Below are 26,686 nucleotides of genomic sequence, written 5' to 3'. Positions count from 1 at the left end.
TGAGTCGCGGTGATCGCTACTATCGAACGGCCGCGAACAGGCGAACGAGAGCCGCGGCGCACCGTTCCTCGACGTCCGTGGCCCCAACGCCGGGCAATACACCGGGACGCTCGGCCCCGGTAGCCGAACCCCTACGTCGCGCCTTCGGGAGCCGGTATGCGTTTCACCACTCCGCCGCGTCCGGTCGACCCGGTCGCGCTCATCCCTCAACTGGCCACGCTGGCACGCACGGCGACCCGGCTGCATCCCCGGCCCGGGGCGCCCGGTGTGCGTGACAGCTCCGTGGGCGGGCCGTTGCTGTGGCCGGCCGACGAGGCGTGGCCGCGCTGCCAGGGGCCGCATGACAGGAAGGCGGCCGACGGCACGCCGCTGTCCCCGGACGATGTACGGGTGCTGCGCCGAGAGCGGGCTGCGTCGGCCGAGCGGCGGCTGCGCGGGCACCGGGAGCACGTGCCCACGCCCGACGAACGGGAGACCGCGAAGCGGCTCGGGCGGGGCCGGGCGTGGAGTGACGGGCCGGTCGCCATGCTGCCCGTGGCCCAGCTCTACGTCCGGGACGTCCCGCTCCCGGCCCGCCCGGCCGGGGCCGACCTCCTCCAGGTCCTGTGGTGCCCCTACGGCCACGGGGTGTCGGAGCCCCGGACCGCGCTGTTCTGGCGCTCCTCCGCCACCGTCACCGATGTTCTCGACGCCCCGCCCGAGCCGGCCGTGATCGAGGGGGGCGGCTACCTGCCCCGGCCTTGTCTGCTGACGCCGGAACAGGTCACCGAGTACCCCGGTCCCATGGAGCTGAGCGAGGAGTTGCGGGAGCAGGTGGAGGACGAGGGCCGGTGGGAGGCCGCCGGAGCGGAGTGGGACGACGGCGAGTCGGAGGATCCGCACGAGTTCTACTTCCGCAACCTGAGCACCGCCCCCGGCTGGAAGGCCGGCGGCTGGACCTGCTGGAGCCTGACCGACCCCGAGCCCCGTGACTGCCCCGCCTGTGGCACCCCGGAGATCCCGCTCCTCACGATCGCGAGCTCCGAGTGGGACATCGGCAGCGAGAGCTGGCGGCCCGGGGAGGACCGGGCCGATCCGTTCGGGCACCTCCCGGGTGACCCGGCGGATCCCACCCTCGTCGACATCCGCGGCGGCTACACCCTCCAACTCCACGTCTGCCCGGCCTCTCCGGACCACCCCCACCTCCAGATCATGGAGTGAGCCGACACCGCCGCCCGCCTCCGGTCCCGTCAGAGGCGGCAGCTGATCTCGAGGCCGTCCTCCACGGGGAACGTGACGCTGTGGTAGCCGTTCGCGGTGTCGCGGACGTGCTCCAGGTAGGTGCCGAGGTCGGGGAGGTCCACGTCGTCCGCGACGACGAGGGTGCCGGGGGCGATGTGCGGCTCCAGGAGTCGCAGCACGGGCAGGCAGAGGTCCTTCCAACCGTCCAGGAACAGGAAGTCGACCGGCTGCCTCAGTGCGGCGAGCGTCTCCAGGGCATCCCCCTCCAGCACGGTGATGACGTCGTCGAGGCCGGTGGCGGCGAAGGTCTCGCGAGCGTGGGCCGCCTTGGTCCGGTTCATCTCCGTGGTGATGACCTGGCCCGTGCCGTTGTCGCGGACCGCGGCGGCCAGGTGCAGGGTGGAGATGCCGTACGAGGTCCCGAACTCGACGACGGTGGCCGGCCGGCTCGCGCGGATGAGGTTGTAGAGAAGCCGGCCGCCGTCGGCGGAGACCGGCATGTAGATCTCCTGTACCGCGTCGGCGAGTTCCCGCGCCGTCAGTGACTCCTTTTCGTAGGGCTGGACTTCCTGCAGCCGTGCCGCGGTCTCATCGTCACGGGCGGCGGCTTCGAACATGCGGTTCAGGGCGGCGGAGACGCGCGGTTCCGCCAGGGTGCAGGGGTACGTGGGCATGGTTCCGGCTCCTTCGAGCGGTGGGCGCTGCGCGATGCGCGATGCGCCTTGCGAGGGGTGGTCGGGGTGAGGTGCGGGGTACGGAGTGGGCTCGGGACGCGCCGTAGCGGCGGCTCTTCCCTTCGTGGTTCGCCGGGGCGCCCCGTCAGTCCGTGTAGGCCCCCGCGTCGATCTCCGCGAGCAGGGTCGGCCCGGTCGGCTCCCAGGCGAGGAGCTGCCTGGTCGCGTCGTTGGACGCGGTCATCGTGGAGGCGAAGAAGCCGCCGACGAAGCCGAAATGGGCTCCGGCGTCCTGCGGGGCGACGGATTCGACCGGCAGACCCAGGCTGCGGCCGATCGCCTCGGCTATCGCCCTGGTGGTGACGGCCTCCTCGGCGACGGCGTGCAGGCGCGTTCCCGCAGGCGCCTGCTCCATGCCGAGGCGGATGAGGCGGGCGGCATCGGCGCGGTACACCGCGGCCCAGGCCGCCGAGCCGTCGCCGACGTAACCGGAGACGCCCTGCTTGCGGGCGGCCGCCGTGAGGAAGTTGACGAACCCCCAGTCGCCGCTGCCGTGGACGCTCGGCGCGAAGCGGACGATCACGGTCCGCACGCCCTGGGCCACGTAGTCCAGGGCGAGGTTCTCGGCGCCGCCCCGGTTGGAGTCCGGGCCGATCGCCGGAGAGGCGTCGGCCTCCGTGGCGGGCCGGCCCTCGACGAGCCCGGAGAGGGGCGCGGCGACGACGAACGGGCGGCCGGATCCGGCCAGGGCGTCGCCGAGGGTCTGGACCGCAGCCCGTTCCGAGCGGTCGGACTCGGCGGGGTTGCCCCAGTCGTGCTTGTTGGCCAGGTGGATGACCGCGTCCGCACGGGCGGCGCCCCGCCGGAGCGAGGCGAGGTCGTCCAGGTCGCCCCGGACGACGCCGGCGCCCTTGGCCAGGAGCGTCTGCTCGGACCGGTCGGACCGGGCCAGGCCGACGACCTGGTGGCCGGCCGAGATGAGTTCGTCGACAACGGCGGATCCGATCCAGCCGGTCGCTCCGGTGACAAATGCGCGCATGCGCGTGACCTCCTTCGCCCCGGGAGGGGCAGGTGAACGAGATGGAGATGGAGATGGAGATGGAGATGGAGAGAGAAGTGCGGGTGGGGTTGTGGGTGTGGGCGGGCGTGTTCTGATTTCGGCTCGGTGCCTGGTCAGGTGGTGTGTGGCCCAGCCGCTGCCCCCGCTGTTACCGCGGGGCGGTCCGGTGGGCGCGGCGGCTGCCCGCAACCACCAGGGCTCCGGCCAGTAGCACGACAACTGCTGCGGCCCGCAGCGCGCTGTTCGCGGCGTGGGTGAACGCATCGGTGACGGCGGTGTGGTCGGCCGGTGCCAGCGTGAGCGCCTCCTGCACCGTTCGCGGGAGCGGCGCCCGTCCACTCAGCCCGGCGGGCAGGCGGTGGGTGAACCCGGCCGTGAGGACGGTGCCGACGACCGCCACACCCAGCGCGCTGCCCAGTTCGCGGGTCGCGGACTGCAGGCCTCCGGCGATGCCCGCCCTCTCCACGGGCAGGGCCGAAGCGATCTGAGCGGTCAGGCAGGGCGCCGCGAGCATGATGCCGAGCCCGACGACGAACAGGGCGGCCGCATAGACGGGGTAGGCCGAGGTCGAGGTGTACGAGAGCCCGAGCAGGCCGCCGCTGGTGAGCGCGAAGGCCGCGGCGAGCGTCGCGGGGGTGCCGATGCGGGCGATGAGCCCGGGAACGTAGCGCGTTCCCACCAGGAGCGGCACGGTCACCGGGATGATGCCGAGCCCCGCCTGGAGGACGGAGAAGCCGCGGCCGTACTGGAGGAGTGAGGCGTTGACGTAGAAGAGGCCGAAGCTTCCGAAGAAGGTGATGGTCATGCCGAGGGCGGCGCTGCTGAGTGCCGGGCTCCGGAAGAGCCTCGGGTCGAGCATGGGGTGCGGTGTGCGCAGTTCCGCGCCCGCCCAGCACAGGCTCAGCACGATGGCGCAGCCGAAGGCGGTGAGGACGAGCGCGCTGCCCCAGCCCTGTTCGGGTCCCTCGATGATCCCGATCAGCAGGGCCACGACGGCCGCCACGAACAGCAGCGTGCCGGGCAGGTCGAGGGTGCGCTCGTGCCGGGCGCTGCGCGGCGCGGACCGTGCCGCCCATGCCAGGCAGCAGACCGCGACGAGGGCGACCGCGACGAACAGTGCCCGCCAGGAGCCCGCGCTCAGCACCACGCCGCCTCCGACGTTGCCGGCGACGCCGCCGATTCCGGAGGCCGCCGCCCAGACGGCGAGCGCGTGCGGGCGCCGCTCGGGGGCCGTGGCGTGCAGGAGGATGCCGACGCAGTTGGGCAGCACGCACGCGGCGCCGAGCCCCGTGACGGCGCGCCCGATCAGCATGACCGCCACGTTCGGCGCGACGGCCGACAGCGCGGCGCCGAGCGCGAATATGCCGAGCCCCGCCAGGAGGACGCCCTTGCGGCCGAGCTTGTCGCCCACCGCACCGGCGGGGATGACCAGGCAGGCGAAGATCACGACGTAGGCGTCGACGATCCACAGCAGGTTCGCCGAGGACGGCCGCAGCGAACTCGCCGCCAGCTGCGGCACCGCCAGGTTGATCGCCGCGACGAATCCGACGACCAGGGCGGTGCACACGCTCACGCAGACGAGCACCGGGCCGGACCGCCGCGCCGGGTGTCCGGTGCCTTCCGGTGCGGGAGCCATTGCCTCGGTTCCTTCTGGGGCCGGGGCCGGGGCTGGGGTTGCGGTACGAGGCACGGCGATTCCTTCGGGGGTTGCGGTACGGAGCACGGCCGGACGCCGCCCGGCAGGCCCGTCCGGGGATCGGACGGGGGGAAGCGCCGGGGCAACCACTTACGAGTCACCGTGCACCGAAAAGCTAGCACATGCGAGACACCGTGTCTCATATATAGTGGCGGCATGGTGGATGGAAGCGGCCTGGGACGGCCTCGCAGCGAAAGCGCACGCACCGCCGTGCTGCACGCCGTCGACGACCTCCTGGTCGAGGTCGGGTACGCGGCCATGACCATGAAGGGCATCGCCGAGCAGGCGGGCGTGGGCCGTCAGACCGTGTACCGGTGGTGGTCGAACAAGGCGGAGGTCCTCTACGAGGCCAGCGCCATCGACGCCCGCAAGGAGCTGTCCGTCCCCGGGACCGACGACCCCCGCGAGGACCTCAAGGCGTACCTCGACGCCCTGGTCACCTTCTTGTCCCGCTCGCACGCGGGCGCGGCCTACCGCGCCCTCATGGGGGAGGCCCAGCACGATGCGAACGTCGCCGCCCTGCTCACCTCACGCGACATCCTCGGAGAGAGCGCCGCAGAGGTCGTGGAGGCGGCGCGGAAGTCGAGCGGCACCGCGCTCTCGCTGGAACAGGCGACCGCGCTCCTGATCGGCCCGCCCTTCTTCCACATCCTGTCCGGACGCGACGCGGCCGGCATCGACACCGAGCAGCTGACGGAGCAGTTCCTGCGCACCCTGGGGCATCCGGGGCAGTGAGCCGCCCCCCGGGGCCGGGCTCTACCGGCCCGGCCGGCGGCCGGACACGATACGGGCGAGGGCGCCGGTCTCCAGGGCGGCCCAGAGCGCGCCGTCCGGGCCGAGCGTGATGCCGTGCGGCTCGGAGGCCGGGACGGGCAGATCGTGGGCCTCGATCCGGCCGTCGGGGGTCAGGGAGCCGATGCGGTTGCCGCCCCACTCGGTGAACCACAGGGCGCCGTCGCCGCCGGCGGTGATGGCGTGCGGCCGCGCGGCCGGATCGGGCAGCGCGAAGGCGGTGACCTCGCCGCCGGTGGTGATCCGGCCGATGTGCCCCGAGGCGATGGCGACGAACCACAGCGCGCCGTCCGGCCCCGCGGTGATCCCGACCGGTGCGCCGAAGGGCGGCGGCAAGGGGCGCACGGCGACCGATCCGTCCATGCCGACGCGTCCGACGGCGTTGGCCTGGTTGAGGGTGAACCACATTCCGTCGTCCGGCCCTGCGGTGAGGGCGGACGGGAACGCCCCGCTTCCGGGAAGCGCGAACTCGTCGACGTCGCCGTCGGGGCCGATCCGGCCGATCCGGTCGGTGGCGGTCTCGGTGAACCACAGCGCGCCGTCCGGCCCGGTGGCGATGCCGAACGGCCCGCATTCGGGCGTCGGCGGCACCACGTGGCTGAGGGCGCCGTCGGTGGTGATGCGGCCGATGCGGTGGGACCGGTACTCGGTGAACCACAGCGCGTCGTCCGGGCCGCAGGTGATGATCGTCGGACCGGATTCCGGGTCGAGCTGATGGACCCTCGGACGTTCCCCGGGCACCAGCCGGCCGATGCCGCCGCTGCCGGTCAGGGTGAACCACAGGGCGCCGTCGGGGCCGGTGGTGAGGGCGTACGGGCCACTGCCGGGGACGGCGAACTGGTCGATGGTCGTGGAGTTCATACGAGCCTTTCCGGATGGTGCCGGGCGCGGTACGCGGGTGGGGCTGCCGCCGGCCACGGTCCAGTAACGCAGGTGGCACGCGGCCCGGCCACCGGCGGGTTCGCCGTGGCGGCCGGCCCTCGGCCGGGCCCCGGACCCGTACAACCGTCGGGTGTCATCGCGTGTCTGATGTGGCGGAACTCGCGTTCCCCCAGCGCTCACCCGTACGTATTCGCCGTTTCACTGCAAGGGAAACCATGCTCCGAACTGTTGCCTCCACCGGCCGCCCGCTGCGCAGGACCGCCGCCGCGATCGGCGCCGTCACCCTGATCGCCCTGGCCGCGGTGCCCGCCTCGGCCGAGGAGAGCCGGCCCGGTCTGGTGGTGGGGCCGCTCCCGCCGGTCTCCAGAGTCGAGCCCGGTGGCAGCGTGGTGATTCCCGGCACCTTCGCGAACAGGGGCACGACCGCGTACGACAAGGTCTTCCTGTCCTACGAGTTCAGCCGCGGACTGCTGAACCGGGAGCTGCCCTCCAACTGCATTCTCCTGGGCAGCGACGCCGCCACGACCGAGGAGGGGCAGCCGGGCGGGTTCTCCATGGTCTGCGAGTTCGACCAGACGGTGAGGGCCGGCGGCATCTACGCACCGGAGAAGGGGCTTTCGCTGAAGGTCCTCGACTACGCGATGTACGAGCAGACCGGTGTGACGGTCAGCAACTACGACCCCGCCGAATTCGTCGAGGGCGCCGAACCGGGAACCGCACCCGCCGTGAAGCTGGTCGAACTGCCCCCGACCACCCCGGTGGGCGACGGCAACAGGCCGTCCTCGCAGGACGGCCGCGACAGGGACTACATCACCACACCCCTGAACGTGGTGAACACGGCGGACTTGCAGGTCGCCGCACGGGAGACCGGCCGCGTCGGGAACACGGTGACGCTGGAGGCCGACTTCGTCAACGCGGGGCCGGCGTGGGTGGCGTACGAGGAGCTCCGCCCGGTGGTGTCGCGGGTCCTGGTCAAGCTGCCCGCCGGAACGACCGTGACCAAGGCGTACAGCCACTGCGACAAGACCGGTGCCCTCAGCTACAGCTGCCGCCCCACGAGCGCCGGATACACCTTCGTCAGGGAGAACACCACCGAGTCCTTCCCCTTCACGCTGCGCGTCGACAAGGTGGTTCCCGGGGCCAAGGGTTCGGTGGCGCTCGAAACGAAGTCGCGCCCCTACGACACGAACAAGAAGAACGACGCGACGACGTTCACGTTCGACGTCCCCGGCAGCGGCTCGACGGGGGGCGGCGGCGCCACGGGCGACACGTCCACGAGCGGCGGTTCGACGGGCGGGAGCGGCTCGACGGGCGGGGACGGCTCGACGTCCTCCAGCGGCGGTTCCGGTTCCACCGGCGACTCCGGCGCGACCTCCACCGGCGGTTCCGCTTCCACTGGCGGCTCCGGCACCGGCGGCTCCACGACGACCGGGTCCTCGGGCACCTCCGGCTCCACGGGCAACGGCGGACTGGCGGACACCGGCTCCGGTCCGGCCCTCCCCCTGGCGGGCACGGCTGCCGCGGTCCTTGCCGCGGGTGCGGGCACGGTCCTGCTGGTCCGCCGCCGCGCGGCCCGTAACTGACGACCGGGACATCCCGGCACGAGACGCGCCACGGCCCGCCGAGCTTCAGCCCGGCGGGCCGTGTCGTGTCGGCCCGCGACCACAACACGGCTACACGCAAAGCGACTTGCCGCAACTTGCAGCGACCACGCGGTTATTGACCGATCGTTCTGGATTAGCTTAGAGTCTTGGACGTGGCCAGAACCAAGGAATTCGATCCGGAGGCCGCGCTGCAGTCGGCGCTCGAGCTGTTCTGGCGGCGCGGATACGAGGCGACGTCGGTCGCCGACCTCGTCGAGCACCTCGGCATCGGCCGCGCCAGCATCTACGCCACCTTCGGCAACAAGCACGAGCTGTACCTGAAGGCCCTGGACCGGTACGCCGAGGCGCGCGATCCGCTCCTGCTGGCCGAGCTGTCCGAGCCGGGCCCGGCTCTGCCCGCCGTACGGGCGGTGGTACGCCGCTTCACCGCGGAGGCCACCTCCCCCGAGGACGGGTCGAACGGCTGCCTCATTACCAATACGGCGGCCGAACTCGCCCCGCACGACCCTGCGGCGACCCGCCGGGTCGAGATCAGCTGGGAGCACTTCGAGACACTGCTGCAGTCCTCCCTCGCACGGGCGCGAGCCCAGGGCGAGCTGCCCGAGGACCGCGATCCGCGCGCACTGGCCCGCATGCTGCTCGTGCTGCTGCAGGGCGTGCGGGTCGTCGGCAAGACCTCCGGCGATCCCGCCCGGGTGCGGGACGCGGCCGAACAGGCACTGACCCTGCTGGACTGAGGCACCCCCACCGGACCGGGCCCCTCCCACGGCTCACCGGAGCCGACGGGCACGTCTCGCCTGTCCGAATAATGGAACGATCGATCAAATATCTCACCACTCGAAGGAGCTGCCGAACCATGACCCACTTCTCCGGCAAGACTGTGCTCGTCACCGGCGCGGGGTCCGGCCTCGGCCGGGCGATCGCGCTCGCCTTCGCCGCCGAGGGCGCGTCCGTGGTCGCTGCGGGCCGCACCGCGGACTCGCTGGACGGGACGGTCCGGCTCATCGAGGCGGCCGGCGGCACGGCTGCCGCCGTCACGGCCGACGTCACCGACTCCGACCGGCTCCGGGACCTCGTGAGCGAGAGCGTCGCCCGTTTCGGCGGGCTCGACATCGCGGTCAACAACGCCGGGACACTCCGTGGCGCCGGCCCCGTCGGCGAGGTGAGCGAGGAGGACTGGGACGCGGTGCTGCGGACCAACGTCACGGGCGTCTGGCTGGCGATGAAGCACGAGATCGCGCACATGAAGGAGAACGGCGGTGGGGTCGTCGTCAACATCTCCTCCAACCTCGGCGCGCACCTGCGCATCCCGAACCTCGCCCCGTACATCACTTCGAAGGCCGCGGTCTCGGCGCTGACCCGGGCCGCCGCTCTCGACCACATCCACCAGGGCATCCGCATCAACGCGGTCAGTCCGGGAGCCTCCGCCGCCCCCATGTCACTGCGGCCGGGCGAGACCGAGGCCGACCGGGTCGAGCGGATGAAGTCGGAGAACCCGCTCGGGCGGCTCGCGGAGGCCGAGGAAGTGGCGGCCGCCGTGCTCTACCTCTCCTCGCCGTTGGCCGGCGCTGTGGTCGGCACCGATCTGGTCGTCGACAGCGGGTCGTCGGCCTGACGACTCCGCTCGCCGCGCAGCGGGACGAAGTCCCAGTACAGCCGCTGCCCCTCGTCCACCGCGGGCGCGTGGGCGCCGACGGGCCGGCCGGTCTCCAGCGACGTGGCCACCCTCTCCAGCAGCACCGGCAGGGATGCCCACATGCCGTCGCGGCCGCGCACGATGCCGTCCTCCACCTCGGCTTCGTGGAGGCGTCCCCGGTCGGCGACCGGACGGTGGTCCAGCACCAAGCGACCCCCGCGGACGTCCCGTGCGACGGGGATCAACCGGGGGTGCCCGTAGAGGAGGCCGCTGACGCCGGTACGGACGAAGTCCTCGTCCACGTCCTCTCCTGACTCGTCCGCCGTGCGCTTGTCGTGGAAGCCGGTGAGGAGTTGCCATTCGGCCGCCGTCTCCCGTGCGCTCAGTGGCCGGTAGGAGCCCGGCAGCAGCTCGCACCGCGGGTCGCGCATGCCGTCGTGCCGCAGAAGCGACATCACCAGTGGCTTCAGGAGCGGCCGGCCGATGACACGTTCGGCCGCCGCGATGTCCGCCGACTGCGCGGGCGGCGCCAGCGCGGCGTGCGTCGTCGGCGCGTGGGCCGCCAGCCAGTTCTCTATGCGCGTCCAGGACTCGGTGATCGGTGCGGTCATGGCACCGCATCCTGCCAGCCGCCACCGCGCGCCCCCGGGCGGGCCGTCCCGGGTGGGTGTCAGTGCCGTCTGCTGTGATGGCCGACGGAACGCATCGACGACGCACGACGCGGAGGCGTAACTGTGGGCACGTGGGGCGCGGGCAACTTCGACAGCGACACGGCGGCGGACCATCTCTCGTCGCTGGTGGCACGGTTGGTCGCCGAGGTGACCGAGGCGATGGCCGGCGATCCGGTGGAACTCGAACCGGATGAGTACTGGGGCGTGACCGTCCCCTGCAACCTGGAGCTGCTGCTCGTACTGGACCGCCAGGGCTGGGTGGGTGTGACCCTCCCGCCTCCCGAGGTGATCCGGGCCTGGCGGGATACGTTCCTGGCGGTGTGGGAGCGGACGATCGACGGCCTGGAGCCGAAACCCGCGTACAAGGAAGCGCGCAGGGCGGTACTCAACGACACGTTCGAGCAGTTGGCCGAGGCGTCTGCGGCGACAGCGGCGGGGTGAGGGTGGGGGTGAGGCAGGCCGCGTTCGCCCTACGAGGGCTGCCGGGCACCCCCGGTACGTGCCTGACCGCGTGCCCGGCCGCGTGCCGGGGTCATGCTGCGCCCGGGTCCGGGTCGGTGCCGGCCAGTATCCACGGCCTCCTTCGGTCGACGGCCGGCCAGAGGCAGGCCACCGTTCAGGCGAAGCAGGCCAGGATCATCGGGAGGTCCTGGAGCCACTCCCTGAGACGGCTCCGTCTGCGGGCGGCGAGCAGGCACGGGTGGGCCGTGCCGTCATGGAGGTGGACGACGACCCTGAGGTGCTTGGTGCCCTCGGGCGCGTACTCGACGGTCCTGATCTCATCCCAGGTGAACTGCAGTGACCTGTAACGGAATTCGAGCGTGACACCCATGCCGTCGATCAGGATCGCGCAGTCCGGCGCGACCGCCACGAAGGCGATTTCGCCGTCCGGCGGCACCTCGCGCCCCGGGAGGTATCCCGCCGGAGCCTGATACACCGGGGCAGGGACGTGCGGCGCATGGGACGGCGGCGGAGGAATGGCCGCCGCGGGGAAGTGCCCGGCGGTGGCCGGTGCGATCAGGTCCAGCAGGTGCCCCAGCGACGGCCGTTGCTCCGGGACCTTCGCCAGGCACAACGCCACGACCGGGCGCAGCCCGTCCGGTACGGCGGTCAGGTCCGGCTGCTCGTGCACCGACCGGTACATCATGCCCATCGGCGTACCCGCCCCGAACGCGCTGCCGCCCGCAGCCGCCACGAGCACGGCGCCCAGCGCGAACACATCGGCTGCGGGGCCCACTTCCTGGCCCTGCGCCTGCTCGGGCGACAGGAACCCCGGGGTGCCGAAGGCCATGCCGGTGGCCGTCAGACGCGGCGACTCCAGCGCCTTCGCGATGCCGAAGTCGAGGACCCTGGGCCCGTCCGAGGCCATGATGATGTTCCCGGGTTTCAGGTCACGGTGCACCAGGCCGCAGCGGTGGATCGCCTCCAGCGCCTCGGCGAGCGCCGCCCCGAGCTGCCGCAGCCGGGCCTCGCCCATCGGCCCCTCCGCATCGAGCAGCGCGGCGAGCGTCGGCCCCGGTACGTAGGCCGTGGCCAGCCAGGGCGCGTCCGCCGACGGGTCCGCGTCCACCACGGGGGCCGTGTGGAAACCGCCCACGCTGCGCGCGGCCGCGACCTCGGCGCGGAACCGCTCCCGGAAGTGCGGGTCGGACGCGAGCTCCGGGCGCGCCACCTTCACCGCCACCGCACGGCCGCCGCGCGAGCGGGCCAGGTACACGGTGCCCATCCCGCCGGCGCCCAGCTCCCGCTCCACTGCGTACCCGCCGATATGCTCCGGCAGGCTCGCGCCGTCTGCCCCGTACCTCATACGCTCTACGCCCCTCCCGGCCCCGGCGGCCCAGTATGACTCAGGGACCCGCATCCCTCCCGGCTGTCCCGCCAAGGTGACGGGTATCCCCTCGACAGGATCCGGCCGGCCGTACAGAGAGGGGATTCCCCGGTGAACGACATGAGTGCCCCGCGCAGAGACGGAGACAGAGACGGAGACAGAGACAGAGGCACGGACGGGCACGGGTACGGGGTCGCAGATCCGGATCTCGTCCCCGGCAGCTGGAGTTTCGACGAGGCCTGGCTGTCCGACGGCCCGAAACCCGTCGTGCCGGTCCCCGCCGCCTCGCACGTGGACGGTGCTCTCGTCCGGCGCGTCACCGAGGGCTGCCGGGCGGGAGGCGCGGACGGTGTGCTGGTGCTGACGAACGGACCGGGCGCCTCCGGCCGCACCTGGCGACCGGTCGTGCCGGGCGCCGGAGCGCCGGCCCTGGACGGAATCGGGTGCCCCGCGCTGCTCGCCGCCTCCGACCGGCAGGGCGCGGTCCTGTTCTCCCGCCCCGGCTACGCGCTGGTGGCGGGCACGCCCAAGTTCCTGGCGGGCGCCGTCCCGGAGGGGGTGGACGGAGGCCGGGCCCGCTTCGCCCGCTACGCACGGTCCGTGGCCCACCGGTGGCCCGAACTGCAGGCGGTCGCTCGGTCCCTGCCTCCCCGGCACCGCGCGTGGGGCCGCGCGGGGGACGTTCCCGCCGGGACGGGCACGGCCCGGCAACTGCAGCTGATGCGCGGCTTCGCCATCGGGTCCGTCGACGCGGCGGACTTCGCCCGTGGCTGGCCGGCGGCCCGCCGCACGTCCGACGCCAACGGCGAACGGCTCCGCGAGCCGCTGCTGACGGCCTTCGACCAGGTCTTCTCGCTCCTGGAGGACTACTCCATCGACCCCGCCCTCAAGGAACCGGACGATCTGTCGGACCAGGAACTCCGCGACGCGGTACGGGAGATCGCGGAGCGCGTCGAGGCGTGCTGATCTCAGCTCCGCCCGGTATACGCACCGCGCACCGGAAAGGCCCCGCACGCGCGATCGACGCGTGCGGGGCCTCCCCCGCCGTGCGGGCCCGTGGGCTGCTCAGCCGGAGCGCCTGCGGGAACAGGAGGCCGTGTCACGCCCGGAGGTAGGCGAGGGCGGCCAGCACGCGCCGGTTCCCCTCGGCTCCGACGGGCAGGTCGAGCTTGGCGAAGATGTTGCCCACATGCTTGTTCACGGCGGCCTCGCTGATGAACAGTTCGGCCGCGAGGGTGGCGTTGGAGCGCCCCTGCGCGATCAGCGCGAGGACCTCGCGCTCTCGGGGACTGAGCCGTTCCAGGGGGTCCTGGCGCAGCCGTACGAGCTGCTGGATCACCTCGGGGTCGACGACGGTCCCGCCGACGGCGATGCGGTCGATCGCAGCGGTGAAGTCGGCGACCGCCGCCACCCGCTCCTTGAGCAGATAGCCCACGCCCGCCCCGCCGCCGGAGTCCAGCAGACCGAGCGCGTAGGAGCGTTCCACGTACTGGCTGAGCACGAGTACGGGCAGCCCGGGGAACTCCTGCCGGAGCCGCACGGCCGCCTTGAGGCCGTCGTCGCTCATCGTCGGCGGCATCCGTACGTCGGTGACGATCAGGTCAGGGCGGTCGGCGCGGACGGCCGCGACCAGCGCGTCGGCGTCACCCACCGCGGCCACCACCTCGTGTCCGACCCGTTGCAGCAGGCCGACGAGGCCTTCACGCAGCAGGACGGCGTCTTCGGCCACAATCAGGCGAAGCGACAAGGTACCTCCACGTGCAGCAGGGTGGGACCGCCGGCCGGGCTCGACACCCGCATCCGGCCTTCGAGCGCCGTGACCCGGTCGGCCAGCCCGGTCACCCCGCTGCCCGCCTCCGTGTCCACGCCGCCGCGGCCGTCGTCCGTGATGTCCAGGATCAGCAGATCGGAATGATAACGGCCGCGTACGGCAGCGGTGCTGGCACCGCTGTGTTTCGCGATATTCGTGAGCGCCTCGTTGAGGAGGAAGTACATGGTGGTCTCGATCTTCCTCGGCAGCCGCTGGGGCAGCCGCAGGTCGACGGTGACCGGGATCGGGAACCGGCCCGCGTAGTCCTCGATCGCCGCGACGAGCCCGTGGTCGGCCAGGACGGGCGGGTTCAGGCCTCGGATCAGGGCGCGCAACTCCTGGTTCGCAGAGCTCAGTTGCGTCTCGGCCTGCGTCAGCAGCTCGGACTGCGGAGAGTCCTGCGGGGTGTCGAGGCGGAGCATCGCGATGGTCATGCCCAGGGAGACGAGGCGCTGTTGGGCACCATCGTGCAGGTCGCGCTCGATACGGATCCGTTCGGCGTCGAAGGAGTCCAGGAGGCGGGACTGGGTGGCGCGCACCTCGCGCAGTTCCTCGCCGAGTTCCTGGTCGCGCGGGGCGAGGAAGGTGCGGGTCATCGCGGCCCGTGCGCCCGCCCAGGAGGTGAGTGTGTAGGGGGAGGCCAGCAGCACGGTGGCGCCGAAGACGGCCCAGGGCCACGTGTCGCCGTCCAGCGAGGAGACCGTGATCGCGGGTACCCCGAAGGAGAAGCCGAGGACCAGCAGGTCCAGCCACCACAGTGCGGCGGCCGAGATCAGGGTGAACATCAGCTCACGCCAGGTGGCCTGTTCCTTGAGGCGGGTCGCCACCCAGGCCCTGAAGCCGGGAGCCGGTGGGGCGCGGTGCGGGTTGGGGACGGGGTCCAGGTCGACCAGCCGCAGCCGCCGTCGCTCCACCGACGCCACCACCGTGGAACCCAGGACCAGGCCCACCAGGGGTGCGATGCCGAGCAGGACGACCAGGAGCACGAGCCCCGTCGCCAGGCCGGCGACGAGGGCCACGGTCGCTGCCGCACCGACCACCACCCCGCCGGCCAGGTAGGCCAGGGAACGCCACGGCCAGCTGGACGTCAGGAAACTCACCGGGCGTTGGGCCATCGCCTGCCAGGCCGTTGTGGGACGCATACCGGGCACCGTAGCCCGGTCACGCCCCCGCCGGAGTAGAGGTGGCACTACCCCGGAAGTAGAGGAAGGGCCAGTGCCCGGGGCCCCCCGCCCGCGGTGGGATCAATGCATGACGGCAACGAGGAACACCCCAGTTCAGGCCGCGGTCGAACTGCGCGGCCTGCGCAAGGTACACGGCAGTGGCGATCACGCGGTGACAGCCCTGGACGGGGTCACCCTCGGATTCCCGAGCGGCACGTTCACCGCGATCATGGGCCCGTCCGGTTCGGGCAAGTCGACGCTGCTGCAGTGCGCGGCGGGCCTGGAGCAGCCCAGCGAGGGGCAGATCATCCTCGCCGGTTCGGACATCGGCCGTATGAACGAGGCGCGGCGCACCGAACTGCGCCGCGATCACATCGGTTTCGTCTTCCAGGCCTTCAACCTGGTGGAGTCGCTGACCGCGGCCCAGAACGTGGAGCTCCCCTCCCGCTTCGCCGGCCGCAGGGCCAACCGGCGGCAGGTCGACGCCGCGCTGGCCTCCGTGGGCCTGGCCGAGCGCGCCGGGCACCGGCCCAGTCAGCTCTCCGGCGGCCAGCAGCAGCGCGTCGCGCTGGCCCGCGCCCTGGTCACCCGCCCCGACGTCCTCTTCGCCGACGAGCCCACCGGCGCTCTGGACACGGTCACCTCGCAGGAAGTGCTGCGCATGATGCGGATGCTGGTCGACCGGGAGGGACAGACCACGCTGATGGTCACCCACGACCCGGTGGCCGCCGCGTTCGCCGACGTCGTCGTGTTCCTGAAGGACGGCCGGATCGCGGACCGGATCGCACTGGACCGTGATGCCGGCACCAACAACGCCGAGGCCGTCGCCGCCCGCATGGCCCGGATGGAGGCGTGATGCTCATTCTCGCGAACGTACGCGAACGCCGGTCCGGATTCCTCGGCGCGTTTCTCGCCGTCCTGGTCGGTGTCGCCCTGGTCACCACCACCCTGATCATCTACGACTCCGCCCGCCCCACCGTCCAGCCCCGCTACGCCGGCGCCGCCGCCATGGCCCTCCCGGAGCAGGCCCTCGACCGGGACGGCAGCCCCGAGGACCGCATCCCGTGGAGCCCGTCCGAGGCGGCACCGCTCAGGGACCGGTTCGACGCGGTGCCCGGAGTGGCCACCGCTGTCCTGGACCGTTCCTTCTACGCCCAGGCCATCCGGAACGGCAGGCCCGTCACCGACGAGGGCGCCCTGGAGTCCGGCCACGGCTGGGACAGCGCCCTGATGGCCCCCTACCGGCTGGTTGCCGGAAAGGCTCCGGAAGGCAGGGGCGACGTCGTGGTGGACCGCGCCCTGGGCGTACCGGTCGGCAGCCGGCTGACCGTCAACATCACCCAGGGCCGGCGGCAGTTCACCGTCACCGGCACGGTCGACGGTCCCGGCTACTACTTCAGCGAGGCGTTCGCCGCCGCTCAGCAGCCCGGCGTGCGCGCCATCGGCCTGGTTCCGGAGAAGGGCGCCTCCGCCTCCGCCATCTCCTCGGCCGCACGGAAGGTCCTCGACGGCAAGGGCACGATCGCCGCCGGAGACTCCCGCTCCGAGCTCCAGCCGGAGTACATCGAGCACAAGCGCTTCCTCGGCGTGCAGCTGATCAGCGCCATGGCCGCCCTCGGCCTCTTCACCACCGTCTTCGTCGTCGCCTCGATGCTGGTCCTCTCCACCGGGATGCGCCGCCGCGAGATCGGCCTGCTGCGCACCATCGGCGCCTCCCCCGCCCAGATCCGCCGCATGATCCTCGGTGAGGCCGCCGTCGTCGGCCTCCTCGGCTCGATCGCCGGCTGTCTGGCAGGCGTGGCCGGCGCACCGCTGCTGCGCAACATCCTCGACGGCCTGGGCGTCGTCCCGCCGGGCATGCGGGTGACCGTGGCCGCCTGGCCGATGCCGGCCGCGGCCGCGGTCGGCATCGGGGTCAGCGTGATCGGCGCCTGGTCGGCAGGGCGCAAGGCCACCCGGGTCGCTCCGATCGAGGCGCTACTGGACAGCCGCTCGGCCAACACGGCCATGGGACGCGGCCGCTGGATCACCGGTTCGGCCGTACTGGGCCTCGGCGTGGTCCTCGCGATCGCCACCGCCACCACCGGTGCGGACAACCGGATCGGGACGGCGCTCTTCGCCACCATGACCCTCGTCGTGGCCGCCGCTCTCCTCTCCCCGGTCCTGGTGGGCCCGGCCGGCCGGCTGCTGACCGCCCCCTTCCGCAGTCGCGGCACGGCCGCCCCGGTCCTGATCCGCTCCGAGCTCACCGCCAATGCCCGCCGGGCGGCCGCCCTGGTCGCCCCCGTCATCGCCGCGGTCGGCTTCGCGGTCCTGCTCAGCGGGGCGGTCGAGACGATGCGCTTCGCCTACCCGGCGGGTGCGGCCCTCGAAGTCGCCGGCCAGACGATCGTCACCCCGGACGGCACCCCCGGGAACACCGACGAGGTCGTCGCCGCCAACCCGGTCGGCAAGGCCGCCCTGCCCACCCGTGCCTTCGTCGGCAAGGCCGACAGCCCCGTCGTCATGGACGTCCTGGGCAGCCGGGACGCCAAGTGGGACGAGCCGGGCCAGGCCGTCGTCGGCACCCGCACCGCCAAGGACCTGAACCTCAAGGAGGGCCGGCGGGTCCCGGTCCGGTTCGACGACGGCGCCACCGTCACCCTGAGGGTCAGCGCGGTGCTGCCCGACGACCCGGCCCGCGGCGACTTCGTCGTCGCCCGCGGCCTGGTCCGCGCCCACGACCCGGCCGCCCTGACCGACGACGTCTTCGTCCCGGCCGGCGTCAAGGCCACCGACGCCGTACCCGGCACCGCCACCCATGACGCCCTGGAGTACGCACTGGCCGACTACGACACCGACGCCGAGCTCACCGACAGCCTGGCCACCATGCTCATCGTGATCTCGGTCGGCTACAGCGTGATCGCGGTCGCCAACAGCATGGCGATGGCGGCCCACGGCCGCCGCCGCGACTACGAAGTCATGAAGGCCGCCGGCGGCACGGTCCGCCAGCTCGTTCTCCTGGCCGCGGGCGAGACCGCGCTCCTGGTCGTCATCGGCGCCGCCCTGGGCGTCCTGGTCACACTGCCCCCGCTGGCCGCGATGGCCTCCGGCCTGTCCCAGGCCACCTCCACCGATGTGAGCCTGCACCTGAACGCCCCCGTGATCGTCGCCGCCGTCCTCGGCACCCTCCTGGCAGCCGTCGCCGCCGGGGTACTGGTCACCTCCAGGACACTCCGCAAGCAGAACACCTAGGAACGACAGGACAGCAGGCCCGGGAACCCGGCCACCCCGGGCTCGGCGCGCACGGAAGCCGGCGGCATCAGGTGTGATGCGGCCGGCTTGTGTGCGTGCCGATGCGCGGATGAGGGCGTTCCTGCGGGGGGCTCCACGGGACTCAACGATGCTTTTCGCGGTGGTGGTCCGGCCTCTTCCTCAGCAGACAGCGCGCCCGGGACGTCCGGCCGTCGCCGCCCGACCCAACCCGGTCCGCCCTTGCCGGAGCCGGGATGTGGCGTGTGCGCGGGAGAGCAGCACTCACCGCACGGGGAAGCCGAAGCTGTATCCCTGCTCCTTCAGCCAGGGCAGCACCTCGCGCAGCGCGGCCAGGGTCTCGGCGCGGTCCCCGCCGGCGTCGTGGAAGAGGATGGTCGGCCCGTTGGAGATCTCGCTCTTCACGGTGGCGACGATCGCCGCGACACCGGGGTGCTCGAAGTCCTTCGTGTCGACGTTCCAGCCCAGCGGCCGCATCCCCCGGGAGGCGGCGAGGTGCCGGCTGTACGGGGTGAAGGCGCCGCCGGGGGCTCGGTAGTACTGCGGCCGGACGCCGCCGGACGCCTTGGTGATCATGCGCTCGGCGTCCAGGATCTGCTGGGACTGGTAGGCCTCGGACTTGTGGTCCATCGAGGTGTCGTGCGAGACGGTGTGGTCGCAGAGCCGGTGCCCGCCCGCCACGACCGCCTTGACCAGGTCCGGGTGGGCCTGGGCCTGGGTGCCCACCATGCAGAACGTGGCCTTGACGCCGCTCTCCTTCAGGAGCTGCAGCACCTGCGGGGTCCACGTGGGGTCGGGTCCGTCGTCGATCGTGATGTTGACGCCCCGTGCGCCCCGGTCCGAGGCGTGCGCGATGTCCTCGGCCACCTTGGCCGCGGGACCGTTGGCCGGTGCGCCGGCCCGTGCCTGCGGCTGCCGCCCTCCGGTGGTGTCGGCCTGCGCGGTCCACACCGAGGTGGCGGCCGCCACCGCCGTCACTCCGAGCGCCGCCGCGAGAAGCCTGCCGTGCCATCCCCTTCCCTTGTGCTTCGCCATGTCCGCCCACCCCTTTGTCGTCTTCGCCGATGCCCTGCACCCATCAAGACATACGAACGCCGCCACAAGATCCCCCGTTACGGATCGCGGACAAAGCTGCAGGGGACCGGCGACAAACGCAGGCGATCCGCGACAGGTGCGAGGCCCCCGTGGTCCGTTCCGCAGATCGGTAGCGTCGCGCGGCATGACCTGCTCCGGAAGATCGTGGGCGTGTCCGACGCGGACGCCCGCAGGGCGCCGACGGTGAGCCCGCTGTCCCTGCTGGGCCTGCTCAAGCACGCCGCGCTCTGGGAACGCCGGTGGTTCCAGGTCATCGTCGCGGGGCGGGTGCTCCCCGGCGAGTGGCCCGAGACGGTGGAAGAGGGCTGGTACGAGGAGGACTTCCGTGTCGACGAGCGCGACACGGTCGCGCACTGGGCGGCGTACTTCGAGGAGCAGACGGCCGTTTTGAGGGAGATCACCGCGGGCCTGTCGCTGGACACGGAGTTGACGAGAGGCCGCGCCCGGAGCGGGCCCGCGAAGTGACGGATGAACGGTGCGTGGTGGGTGAGGAACCTGCGTTCAACCGGCCGATGACCTTTGGCCGACAGGTCGGACTCCCACGGAGCAGACGTGTGCGCAGCCGTTACTTTGGCGTTCGCCGACCACGGAACTCATCGAGGAGGACGACACGCTATGGGTGCCAGAAGAACGTGGGGAACCGCAGCTACGGCGCTGGCGGCTGTGGTGACGCTGGGAGCGGTGTGGGTGGGAGTGGGTGCGGGGCAGCAGGCGACCGCCGCGTCCGCCGCTGCGGGCGATACCTACACGGCTTACTCGGTCACGTCGATCGGCGGGTCGCCGACGCAGGTGGTGGCTCTCACGTTGCCGCAGGGCACCTACACGCTCACCGGTTCCGCGTCTCTGGTGTATGCCGACAAGGCAACCTGTCACGTCACGGGCGGCGCCTCGATGGCCACGCCGCGCGGCAGCGGCTACAACGAAGCGTCTCTCAGCGCGACCGGTGTGGTCACTCTGGCCGCTGCGGGGAAGGTGCAGTTGCTGTGTGCCAGTGAGCAGGTGCTGCCCGTTCCGCAGGATCCGCACGTCAACGGCCGGCTGGTCGCCACCCGCGTCGCGTCGCTCCAGGATCAGGGCCACGGCGCTCCGTAACCGTAAGTTGCCAGATGGGCCGGGCCGATGAGGACGGGCACTTCGACGAGCGGTCCTACGACGCCGGCCGGGGCTGCCGTGCCGGTGCTCCTCGACGCGTCGGTGGCCTGCTGCTACGCCCTCCAGGACACGGTGTGGGTCCACGGCCCCGGCAAGGAGCCGTGGGAGGTCTCCGTCGTCAGGGCCGGCGCCGGGGGCCGCGGTCCCGCCCGGCCCTCAGCGGAGGGTCCCGGTGAGCCAGGCCAGCAGGCGCGGCTTCTCGTCGCAGTCCGGGAGGGTGTCGGCGGCCAGGTGGTCGCTGTAGCGCACGGTCCTCGGCGGCGCCTCGCACCGCGCGGCCTGCACGGGTTGCCCCAGGTACCAGCCGGACGCGAACACGGCGGCGATGACGAGGGCGGCTCTCGTGCCGCGCGGGGTGATCCGGGTGGGCATCGGTATGGGCATGGCGGACGAGCCTACCGGCGGGGCGATCACCCGCCGCACGCCCGCCGGTACGGCCTAACGCCCCTGCGCGGAACGGCTGGTGAGCAGCCGGACCGTGACCGCCGCCAGCCAGCAGAGGCCGAGGCCGGCTCCGAGGGTGAACACCAGGACCGAGGCGGCCGAGGCCATGAATCCGGTGAGGACGACGACCGGGGCGATCCGGGAGGCCGTCGCCCAGCCCCGGTGGCCCCGGGCCGCCAGCGGAGGGGCCAGGACGACGAAGGCGACGGACAGCGCGAGGTATCCGATCCCGCCGCCGGCCATGTGGCCCGCACCGTGCGCGCTCAGCGTGCCGGCCTCCGGGGAGCCGACGGGGAAGCCGCCTCCGGGGTCGGCCCGGAAGACGGCCGCGACCAGGAACGACGCCCCGAAGACGGCGATCAGCGCCGGCCCCCAGGTCCCGCCCGGCTCCGGTCTCAGTACGCGGCGCAGGCCGGCCGCCCCGGCGAGCAGCAGGACGCCGGTGAGCACGAAGTTCACGGTCTGGATCCAGCCCAGGTCGCCGAGGGCCAGCTGGCTGATCGCGTTACGGGTGAAACCGAAGCCCTCCCGCGCCAGGCCCTGCGCGATGCCCGCGCCGAGGAACAGCGGGCCGGCGACCACCGCACCGGCGGACAGAAGCCGGGAGGACGACGGCACGGCGGCCTGCGCTTCGGCCGAACTTGCTGTGTACTGGCGGGAGTTGAGCGTCTGAGTCATGGCGGGCCTTTCTCGTCCGGGTGTTGCAGGTATGACCCACGCCGCCCCGAGAAGTCATCGAGCCCGCATATGTGACCTGGGCCACATGGAGGCCGGTCGTCGGCAGCGCCGCGTGCGGCTGCTCGACGGACCGGCCGCCCGTACCGGCGCCCTCCGCCGCGTCACTTCTGCCAGCCGACCGTCTCCGGGAGCGGGCTGTTGAAGATGGTCGCGCCGACGTTGGCGAGCCCCTTCTTCACGCCGTAGGTCGAGGGACCGCTGAACAGCGGCAGGAAGGCGTACTGGCGCAGCGCCTTCCGCTCGACCTCGTTGACCGCGGCGGTCTGCTTGTCGAGGTCGGCGATCTCCGTGGTGGCGCGGATCTCCTTGTCCAGCGCGGGCGTTCCGGCGCCGGTGATGTTGGAGTCGCGGTCCGAGCAGTAGAAGTCGCACAGGTAGCGGGCGCCGAAGGGGTCCATCGAGCGGTTGCCGGAGAGGAACAGGTCGAAGCGCCGGTCGCTGAGGACCTTGGAGAAGTCCGCGTCGTCGCCCTTCTTGATGACGAGGTGGATGCCGACCGGCTTGAGCATCGCGGCGAGTGCGCCCGCGGTGGCCTTGCCCAGCGGATCATCGCCCAGGAGCGTGTACCCGACGTCGAGCCGCTTGCCGTTCTTGGCCCGGACGCCGTCCGGGCCGGGCTTCCAGCCGGCCGCGTCGAGCTCCTTCCCGGCCTCGTCCGGCGCGTGCTTCAGTACGGCCGACACGTTGTCGTGGTAGCCCTTCTGGAAGCTGTACAGCACGGCCGAACCGGGCAGCGGCTCCCGGTAGTCGAGCCCCTGGAACTGGATCTTCGCGATCTGCGCGCGGTCGACGCTCTCCGCGACGGCCTTGCGCACGGCCGTCTCCGAGAGGACCGCGGACTTGGTGTTGAAGTACAGCGCGTACTCGAAGGGGCTGCCGCCGCTGCGGATCTCGGTGCCCTTGAGCCCCTTGATCTGCTTGAGGCTCTCCGCGTCCACGGCGGAGGTGTAGTCGAGCTGGCCGTTCTTGAAGGCGTTGACGCCCGCCGTCGGCTCCAGGTTGACGTAGACGCGCTTGTCGAGCTTGCCCTTCCTGCCCCACCACTTCGGGTTGCGGACGAAGGTGATGTTGCCGGAGTGCGTGTCCCACTTGCCGACCGTGTACGGTCCCGCGCCCCACTCCGGGTGGGCCTTCTTGACGTACGCCTTGTTGAAGTTCCCGACCGTGGCGGCCTTCGGGTGCAGGAAGGTGGTGAACAGGGTCGACCAGGAGGCGTTGACGCCCTTGAAGGTGATGACGGCCTGCTTGGCGTTCTTGCCCTGCTCGACCGAGGTGATCTGGTCGTAGCCGTCCGTGGACGAGGCGGCGAAGGCCTTGTCCGAGCCGTTGTTGGCCTTCCAGGTCGCCTGGATCGCCTTCCAGTCGATCGGGGTGCCGTCGTTGAAGGACGCCTTCGGGTTGATCGTCAGGGTGACCTTCTGGTCGCCGCCCTCGACCGCGACCTTCACATCGCTGTAGTAGTCCGGGTTGTACTGCACCTCGCCGGTCGGCGAGTACGTGATCGCATCCGCGTTGTACCAGCCCCAGACCCGGCTCGCGGTCAGCGTGGCGTTGACGTTGAACGGGTTGCCCTGGTCGTCGAAGGTGCCGACCGTGGTGTAGGTGCCGCCGTCCTTGATCTTCTCGTACGGCTGGGGGTTGTAGTCGACGGCGGCCGAGGCGGCCCCGGGGGCGTCCTTCCCGTTCGGGCCGTCGGTGTCCTTCCCGCCGGAGGACTGGCACGCGGTGGCCGCCACGGAGACGGCGGCGACCAGTGCCAGGGGGAGAGCCAGTCCTGCGCGCATGACGAAAGGTTCCTTCGGGTTCGGTGGAGCCGCCGGGCCGGAGGGCCTGGCGGGGGAAAGAAGTGAGCGAACGGCCCGAACGCGTGGCCGGCGGCCGTGAACGGGGTTCCCGGACCGCGGAGCCGGTCTCAGACGGCGTGACAGGCGTACTGGTGGCCGGGCCGCCCCGCCACCTCGGACGGTGCGGGGCGTTCCGTACGACAGCGCTCGCGCACGTCCTCGTCGGCCAGGCGGTAGAGCGGACAGCGGTCCACGAAGACGCAGCCCGCGGGCAGCGCGACGGCGCTCGGCTGCTCGCCCTCCAGCACGACGCGCTCACGGGTGCGCTCGCGCTGCGGATCGGGCACCGGGATCGCCGACAGCAGCGCCCGGGTGTACGGGTGCCGGGGGTCGGAGAAGACCGTCTCGGTGTCCCCGGTCTCGACGATGTGCCCCAGGTACATCACCGCGACCCGGTCGCAGATGTACCGGACCACGCCGAGGTCGTGGGCCACCACCAGGTAGGCCAGGCCGAGTTCGCGCTTGAGCCGGGCCAGCAGGTTGATCACGCCGGCCTGCACCGACACGTCCAGGGCCGAGAGCGGTTCGTCCAGGACGAGCAGTCTCGGCTCGGTCGCCAGGGCCCGCGCGATACCGACCCGCTGGCGCTGCCCCCCGGAGAGCGCGGCCGGGAACCGGTCGCTCACCGCGTCGTCCAGACCGACCAGCGCCAGCAGTTCACCGATGCGGGAGCGGATCGCCTCGCGGTCCCGCCCGACGGCCTGCAGGGGTTCGGCGAGCAGCTGGTAGACGGGCAGCCGCGGGTCCAGCGCGCCCAGCGGGTCCTGCATGACGATCTGCACGTCCCGGCGCAACTCCCGCACCCGGGCGGCGGAACCGGCCGCGCCCACCTCGGTGCCGGCGATCTCGATGCGGCCGCCCTCGGGCCGCCCGAGCCGGAGGATCTCCATCAGGGTCGTGGTCTTGCCGCTGCCCGACTCGCCCACCAGGCCCAGGGTCTCGCCGGCCCGCAGCTCGAAGCTCACTCCGCTGACGGCGTGCAGCGTGCCGACCCGGCGCTTGAGGACGGCCCCCTTGGTGACCGGGAAGGTCTTGACGAGGTCCTCGACCCGGAGCACCACCTCACCGGCCCCGGCGCGGGCCGGTGCGTCCGAGGCGGCCGCATCCCCGGCGGACGTGGCCGGGTCCAGCGAACCGTCGGCCGTCTCGTCGGCGCGCAGGCAGGCCACGTCCCCGTGCCCGGCGATCTCGCGGAGTGCGGGTTCCTCGGTGCGGCACGCGTCCACCGCGAGGGCGCAGCGGTCCGCGAAGGGGCAGCCGGGCGCGAGGCCGACCAGGGCGGGCGGCTCCCCGCCGATCGGGACGAGCGGGCGGTGGACCCCGGCGTCGACGGTGGGGACGGCGGCGAGCAGCCTCGCGGTGTAGGGCATGACCGGCCGCCGGAACAGTTCGTCCACCCCGGCCCGCTCCACGATCCGGCCCGCGTACATGACGGCGATGTCGTCCGCGTAGCCGGCGACGACCCCGAGGTCGTGGGTGATGAGGACGAGGCCGGCTCCGGTCTCCCGCTGTGCCAGGCGCAGGACGTCGAGGATCTGGGCCTGCACGGTGACGTCGAGGGCGGTGGTGGGTTCGTCGGCGACGAGGACGGACGGCTTGTTGGCGATGGCCATGGCGATGACGACGCGCTGGCGCATGCCGCCGGAGAACTCGTGCGGGAAGGCGCCGGCCCGGCCCCGGGGGTCGGGGATTCCGACGAGGTCGAGCAGTTGGACGGCCTGTTCCCGGGCCGCCCGCTTCGTCAGGTCCTGGTGGACCCGCAGGGCGTCGGACAGCAGTCTGCCGACGGAGAAGATCGGGGTGAGCGCGGACAGCGGGTCCTGGAACACCATGCCGATGGACCTGCCCCGCACTTCGGACAGTTCCCTGTCGCCCAGGCCGACCAGGTCCCGGCCCTCCAGCAGCACCTGGCCGCTCAGGGCGGCGGAGGGCGGCAGCAGCCCCATGACGCCCATGGCGGTGGCCGACTTGCCCGAGCCGGACTCCCCGACGATGCCGAGGGTCCGGCCCGGCAGCAGGTCGAAGCCGACGCCGCGCACCGCCTCGACGGTCCCGGCCTCCGAGGGGAAGGAGATCCGCAGGTCCCGCACCGAGAGCACCGGGGTGACGGATCCGTCGGGCAGTCCGGTCCTGGTCAGCGTTGTCGTACGGGTCATCGTCGGCCTCCTGCCGCGCCGGTCACGGACATCGGGTCGAGGGCGTCGCGCAGTCCGTCGCCGACGAAGGTCATCGACACGGTGAGCAGCACGACCAGTGCCGCGGGGAACGCGAAGAGCCAGGGGGCGCTCGTGACCGTGCCCGCGCCGTCCGCGAGCATCGTGCCGAGCGAGACGTCCGGTGCCTGGACGCCGAACCCGAGGTAGGACAGGGCGGTTTCGCTGAGGACGGTCGCCACGACCCCGAGCGTGAGGTTGACGATCAGGAGCGAGCCGAGGTTGGGGATGATGTGGCGCAGGATGATGCGCAGCGGGCCGACGCCCATGAATTCGGCGGCTGTCACGTAGTCCCGTTCGCGCAGTGAGGTCGACACGGACCAGATGACCCGCGCGGTGGACATCCAGCCGAACACCGTCAGTACGACGATGAGGACCCGCCAGTCCCCGGCCAGCCGGTTGGAGACCAGGGCGAGGATGAGGAAGGAGGGGACGATCAGCAGGAAGTGGATGACCGCGAGCGTCGCCTTCTCGGTCCGGCCGCCGAAGTAGGCGGCGCCGGAGCCGATGAGCGCCGCGACGACGACGGTCAGGACGGAGACGCTCACGGCGATCACCAGGGAGCGTCTGAGCCCGTGCACGGCCGAGGCGTAGATGTCGTTGCCGCCCTGGTTGGTACCGAACCAGTGGGCCGAGCTCGGCGGCTGGGTGAGCGCGGCGAAGTCCGCGTCCGAGTACGCGTACGAGGTGAACAGGTCGCCGGCCGCGCTGAACAGCACCAGCAGCACGAAGATCACCACGCCGACGACGGCGAGCCTGTTGCGCAGGAAGCGCCGCAGGTAGAGCCGCCCGAGGCCGAGGTTGCGCCGGTTGGCGCCGGCCTTCGTGAGGGTGGTTGTCCCGCCCTTCGTGAGGGTGCTCGTACCGTCGTTCGCGACGGGGGCCGTCCCGGACTTCGCTACGGGGGTCAT

General features: G+C 72.2%; 25 protein-coding genes. 11 read left to right on the top strand and 14 right to left on the bottom strand.

What is annotated here, in order from left to right; all coding sequences use genetic code 11:
* Window positions 1-156: 156 nt before the first annotated feature.
* Entirely contained in the window at window positions 157-1,200 is a 1,044-nt protein-coding gene (locus EDD93_RS11560; RefSeq protein WP_123525073.1) for a hypothetical protein, read from the top strand.
* Window positions 1,201-1,229: 29 nt separating this feature from the next.
* Here EDD93_RS11560 and EDD93_RS11555 read toward each other — a convergent pair whose 3' ends face one another.
* The 3 genes from EDD93_RS11555 to EDD93_RS11545 form a co-directional block, all read right to left on the bottom strand.
* Window positions 1,230-1,895: an O-methyltransferase gene (locus EDD93_RS11555; protein ID WP_123525072.1), complete on the bottom strand. Its 666-nt coding sequence runs from the start codon at window positions 1,893-1,895 to the stop codon at window positions 1,230-1,232.
* 145 nt (window positions 1,896-2,040) lie between these two features.
* Window positions 2,041-2,934, bottom strand: coding sequence for an SDR family oxidoreductase (locus EDD93_RS11550; protein WP_123525071.1), 894 nt, complete (start codon window positions 2,932-2,934; stop codon window positions 2,041-2,043).
* A 169-nt stretch (window positions 2,935-3,103) separates the two neighbouring features.
* Window positions 3,104-4,591, bottom strand: a complete 1,488-nt coding sequence (locus EDD93_RS11545) for an MFS transporter (RefSeq protein ID WP_123525070.1) — start codon at window positions 4,589-4,591, stop codon at window positions 3,104-3,106.
* Window positions 4,592-4,807: 216 nt separating this feature from the next.
* Between EDD93_RS11545 and EDD93_RS11540 the strand changes: the two genes are divergently transcribed.
* Window positions 4,808-5,386 carry a TetR/AcrR family transcriptional regulator gene (locus EDD93_RS11540; RefSeq protein ID WP_123525069.1) on the top strand — a complete coding sequence of 193 codons (579 nt, stop codon included), beginning with the start codon at window positions 4,808-4,810 and terminating at the stop codon, window positions 5,384-5,386.
* Window positions 5,387-5,407: 21 nt separating this feature from the next.
* Here EDD93_RS11540 and EDD93_RS11535 read toward each other — a convergent pair whose 3' ends face one another.
* Window positions 5,408-6,304, bottom strand: a complete 897-nt coding sequence (locus EDD93_RS11535; protein WP_123525068.1) for a virginiamycin B lyase — start codon at window positions 6,302-6,304, stop codon at window positions 5,408-5,410.
* A gap of 236 nt (window positions 6,305-6,540) precedes the next feature.
* On the opposite strand from EDD93_RS11535, the gene EDD93_RS11530 reads away from it, so the two are divergent.
* The 3 genes from EDD93_RS11530 to EDD93_RS11520 all read left to right on the top strand — a co-directional run bounded on the left by EDD93_RS11530 (window position 6,541) and on the right by EDD93_RS11520 (window position 9,544).
* Window positions 6,541-7,908, top strand: coding sequence for a hypothetical protein (locus tag EDD93_RS11530; RefSeq protein ID WP_123525067.1), 1,368 nt, complete (start codon window positions 6,541-6,543; stop codon window positions 7,906-7,908).
* A 173-nt stretch (window positions 7,909-8,081) separates the two neighbouring features.
* Window positions 8,082-8,666 (top strand): TetR/AcrR family transcriptional regulator, encoded by a 585-nt coding sequence (locus tag EDD93_RS11525; protein ID WP_123527704.1) that lies wholly within the window; start codon window positions 8,082-8,084, stop codon window positions 8,664-8,666.
* Window positions 8,667-8,785: 119 nt separating this feature from the next.
* A complete protein-coding gene (locus tag EDD93_RS11520) occupies window positions 8,786-9,544 on the top strand; it encodes an SDR family NAD(P)-dependent oxidoreductase (protein ID WP_123525066.1) in 759 nt (252 codons plus the stop codon).
* On the opposite strand, the gene EDD93_RS11515 is transcribed toward EDD93_RS11520, so the two are convergent.
* A complete protein-coding gene (locus EDD93_RS11515; RefSeq protein WP_185092278.1) occupies window positions 9,472-10,176 on the bottom strand; it encodes a hypothetical protein in 705 nt (234 codons plus the stop codon). The two genes, EDD93_RS11520 and EDD93_RS11515, sit on opposite strands and share 73 nt — an antisense overlap.
* 123 nt (window positions 10,177-10,299) lie before the next feature.
* On the opposite strand from EDD93_RS11515, the gene EDD93_RS11510 reads away from it, so the two are divergent.
* The gene (locus EDD93_RS11510; protein ID WP_123525065.1) at window positions 10,300-10,677 is read left to right on the top strand and encodes a DUF4259 domain-containing protein; all 378 of its coding nucleotides are present in this window, start codon (window positions 10,300-10,302) and stop codon (window positions 10,675-10,677) included.
* 175 nt (window positions 10,678-10,852) lie between these two features.
* Here EDD93_RS11510 and EDD93_RS11505 read toward each other — a convergent pair whose 3' ends face one another.
* Complete coding sequence (locus EDD93_RS11505) at window positions 10,853-12,043, bottom strand: serine/threonine-protein kinase (protein WP_123525064.1); 1,191 nt, start codon at window positions 12,041-12,043, stop codon at window positions 10,853-10,855.
* Between the two features lie 141 nt (window positions 12,044-12,184).
* On the opposite strand from EDD93_RS11505, the gene EDD93_RS11500 reads away from it, so the two are divergent.
* Window positions 12,185-13,030 carry a colicin immunity domain-containing protein gene (locus EDD93_RS11500; RefSeq protein ID WP_123527703.1) on the top strand — a complete coding sequence of 282 codons (846 nt, stop codon included), beginning with the start codon at window positions 12,185-12,187 and terminating at the stop codon, window positions 13,028-13,030.
* 133 nt (window positions 13,031-13,163) lie between these two features.
* Here EDD93_RS11500 and EDD93_RS11495 read toward each other — a convergent pair whose 3' ends face one another.
* Together EDD93_RS11495 and EDD93_RS11490 are read right to left on the bottom strand one after the other, a co-directional pair.
* Window positions 13,164-13,811 (bottom strand): response regulator transcription factor, encoded by a 648-nt coding sequence (locus EDD93_RS11495; RefSeq protein WP_123525063.1) that lies wholly within the window; start codon window positions 13,809-13,811, stop codon window positions 13,164-13,166.
* Window positions 13,796-15,016 carry a sensor histidine kinase gene (locus EDD93_RS11490; protein WP_123525062.1) on the bottom strand — a complete coding sequence of 407 codons (1,221 nt, stop codon included), beginning with the start codon at window positions 15,014-15,016 and terminating at the stop codon, window positions 13,796-13,798. The genes EDD93_RS11495 and EDD93_RS11490 overlap by 16 nt, the downstream gene beginning before the upstream one ends.
* Before the next feature lie 109 nt (window positions 15,017-15,125).
* Here EDD93_RS11490 and EDD93_RS11485 point away from each other — a divergent pair, with 109 nt between their 5' ends.
* The gene (locus EDD93_RS11485) at window positions 15,126-15,893 is read left to right on the top strand and encodes an ABC transporter ATP-binding protein (protein ID WP_123525061.1); all 768 of its coding nucleotides are present in this window, start codon (window positions 15,126-15,128) and stop codon (window positions 15,891-15,893) included.
* On the top strand, window positions 15,893-18,271 hold the full coding sequence (locus tag EDD93_RS11480; protein ID WP_123525060.1) for an ABC transporter permease: 2,379 nt from the start codon (window positions 15,893-15,895) through the stop codon (window positions 18,269-18,271). Before EDD93_RS11485 ends, EDD93_RS11480 begins: the two co-directional genes overlap by 1 nt.
* A 282-nt stretch (window positions 18,272-18,553) precedes the next feature.
* Here the strand turns inward: EDD93_RS11480 and EDD93_RS11475 are convergent, their stop codons facing one another.
* Window positions 18,554-19,324 carry a polysaccharide deacetylase family protein gene (locus EDD93_RS11475; RefSeq protein ID WP_123525059.1) on the bottom strand — a complete coding sequence of 257 codons (771 nt, stop codon included), beginning with the start codon at window positions 19,322-19,324 and terminating at the stop codon, window positions 18,554-18,556.
* Here EDD93_RS11475 and EDD93_RS40155 point away from each other — a divergent pair.
* Both EDD93_RS40155 and EDD93_RS11465 read left to right on the top strand, forming a co-directional pair.
* Window positions 19,295-19,849 carry a DUF664 domain-containing protein gene (locus EDD93_RS40155; protein WP_311318306.1) on the top strand — a complete coding sequence of 185 codons (555 nt, stop codon included), beginning with the start codon at window positions 19,295-19,297 and terminating at the stop codon, window positions 19,847-19,849. The two genes, EDD93_RS11475 and EDD93_RS40155, sit on opposite strands and share 30 nt — an antisense overlap.
* 150 nt (window positions 19,850-19,999) lie before the next feature.
* Window positions 20,000-20,476 (top strand): hypothetical protein, encoded by a 477-nt coding sequence (locus tag EDD93_RS11465; protein WP_123525058.1) that lies wholly within the window; start codon window positions 20,000-20,002, stop codon window positions 20,474-20,476.
* Window positions 20,477-20,692: 216 nt separating this feature from the next.
* Here EDD93_RS11465 and EDD93_RS11455 read toward each other — a convergent pair whose 3' ends face one another.
* From EDD93_RS11455 to EDD93_RS11435, 5 genes are all read right to left on the bottom strand, one after another.
* Window positions 20,693-20,920 carry a hypothetical protein gene (locus EDD93_RS11455; RefSeq protein ID WP_123525057.1) on the bottom strand — a complete coding sequence of 76 codons (228 nt, stop codon included), beginning with the start codon at window positions 20,918-20,920 and terminating at the stop codon, window positions 20,693-20,695.
* Window positions 20,921-20,974: 54 nt separating this feature from the next.
* Window positions 20,975-21,658, bottom strand: coding sequence for a DUF998 domain-containing protein (locus EDD93_RS11450; RefSeq protein WP_123525056.1), 684 nt, complete (start codon window positions 21,656-21,658; stop codon window positions 20,975-20,977).
* A 161-nt stretch (window positions 21,659-21,819) separates the two neighbouring features.
* The gene (locus EDD93_RS11445) at window positions 21,820-23,502 is read right to left on the bottom strand and encodes an ABC transporter family substrate-binding protein (protein WP_123525055.1); all 1,683 of its coding nucleotides are present in this window, start codon (window positions 23,500-23,502) and stop codon (window positions 21,820-21,822) included.
* Window positions 23,503-23,630: 128 nt separating this feature from the next.
* The gene (locus EDD93_RS11440) at window positions 23,631-25,718 is read right to left on the bottom strand and encodes an ABC transporter ATP-binding protein (protein WP_123525054.1); all 2,088 of its coding nucleotides are present in this window, start codon (window positions 25,716-25,718) and stop codon (window positions 23,631-23,633) included.
* Window positions 25,715-26,686: an ABC transporter permease gene (locus EDD93_RS11435; RefSeq protein ID WP_260255691.1), complete on the bottom strand. Its 972-nt coding sequence runs from the start codon at window positions 26,684-26,686 to the stop codon at window positions 25,715-25,717. Before EDD93_RS11435 ends, EDD93_RS11440 begins: the two co-directional genes overlap by 4 nt.

The sequence above is a fragment of the Streptomyces sp. 840.1 genome, from assembly GCF_003751445.1.
Classification (GTDB): domain Bacteria; phylum Actinomycetota; class Actinomycetes; order Streptomycetales; family Streptomycetaceae; genus Streptomyces.
The sequence above is the reverse complement of the archived record's forward strand: the minus strand, read 5'-3'. Positions and strand labels throughout refer to the sequence as shown.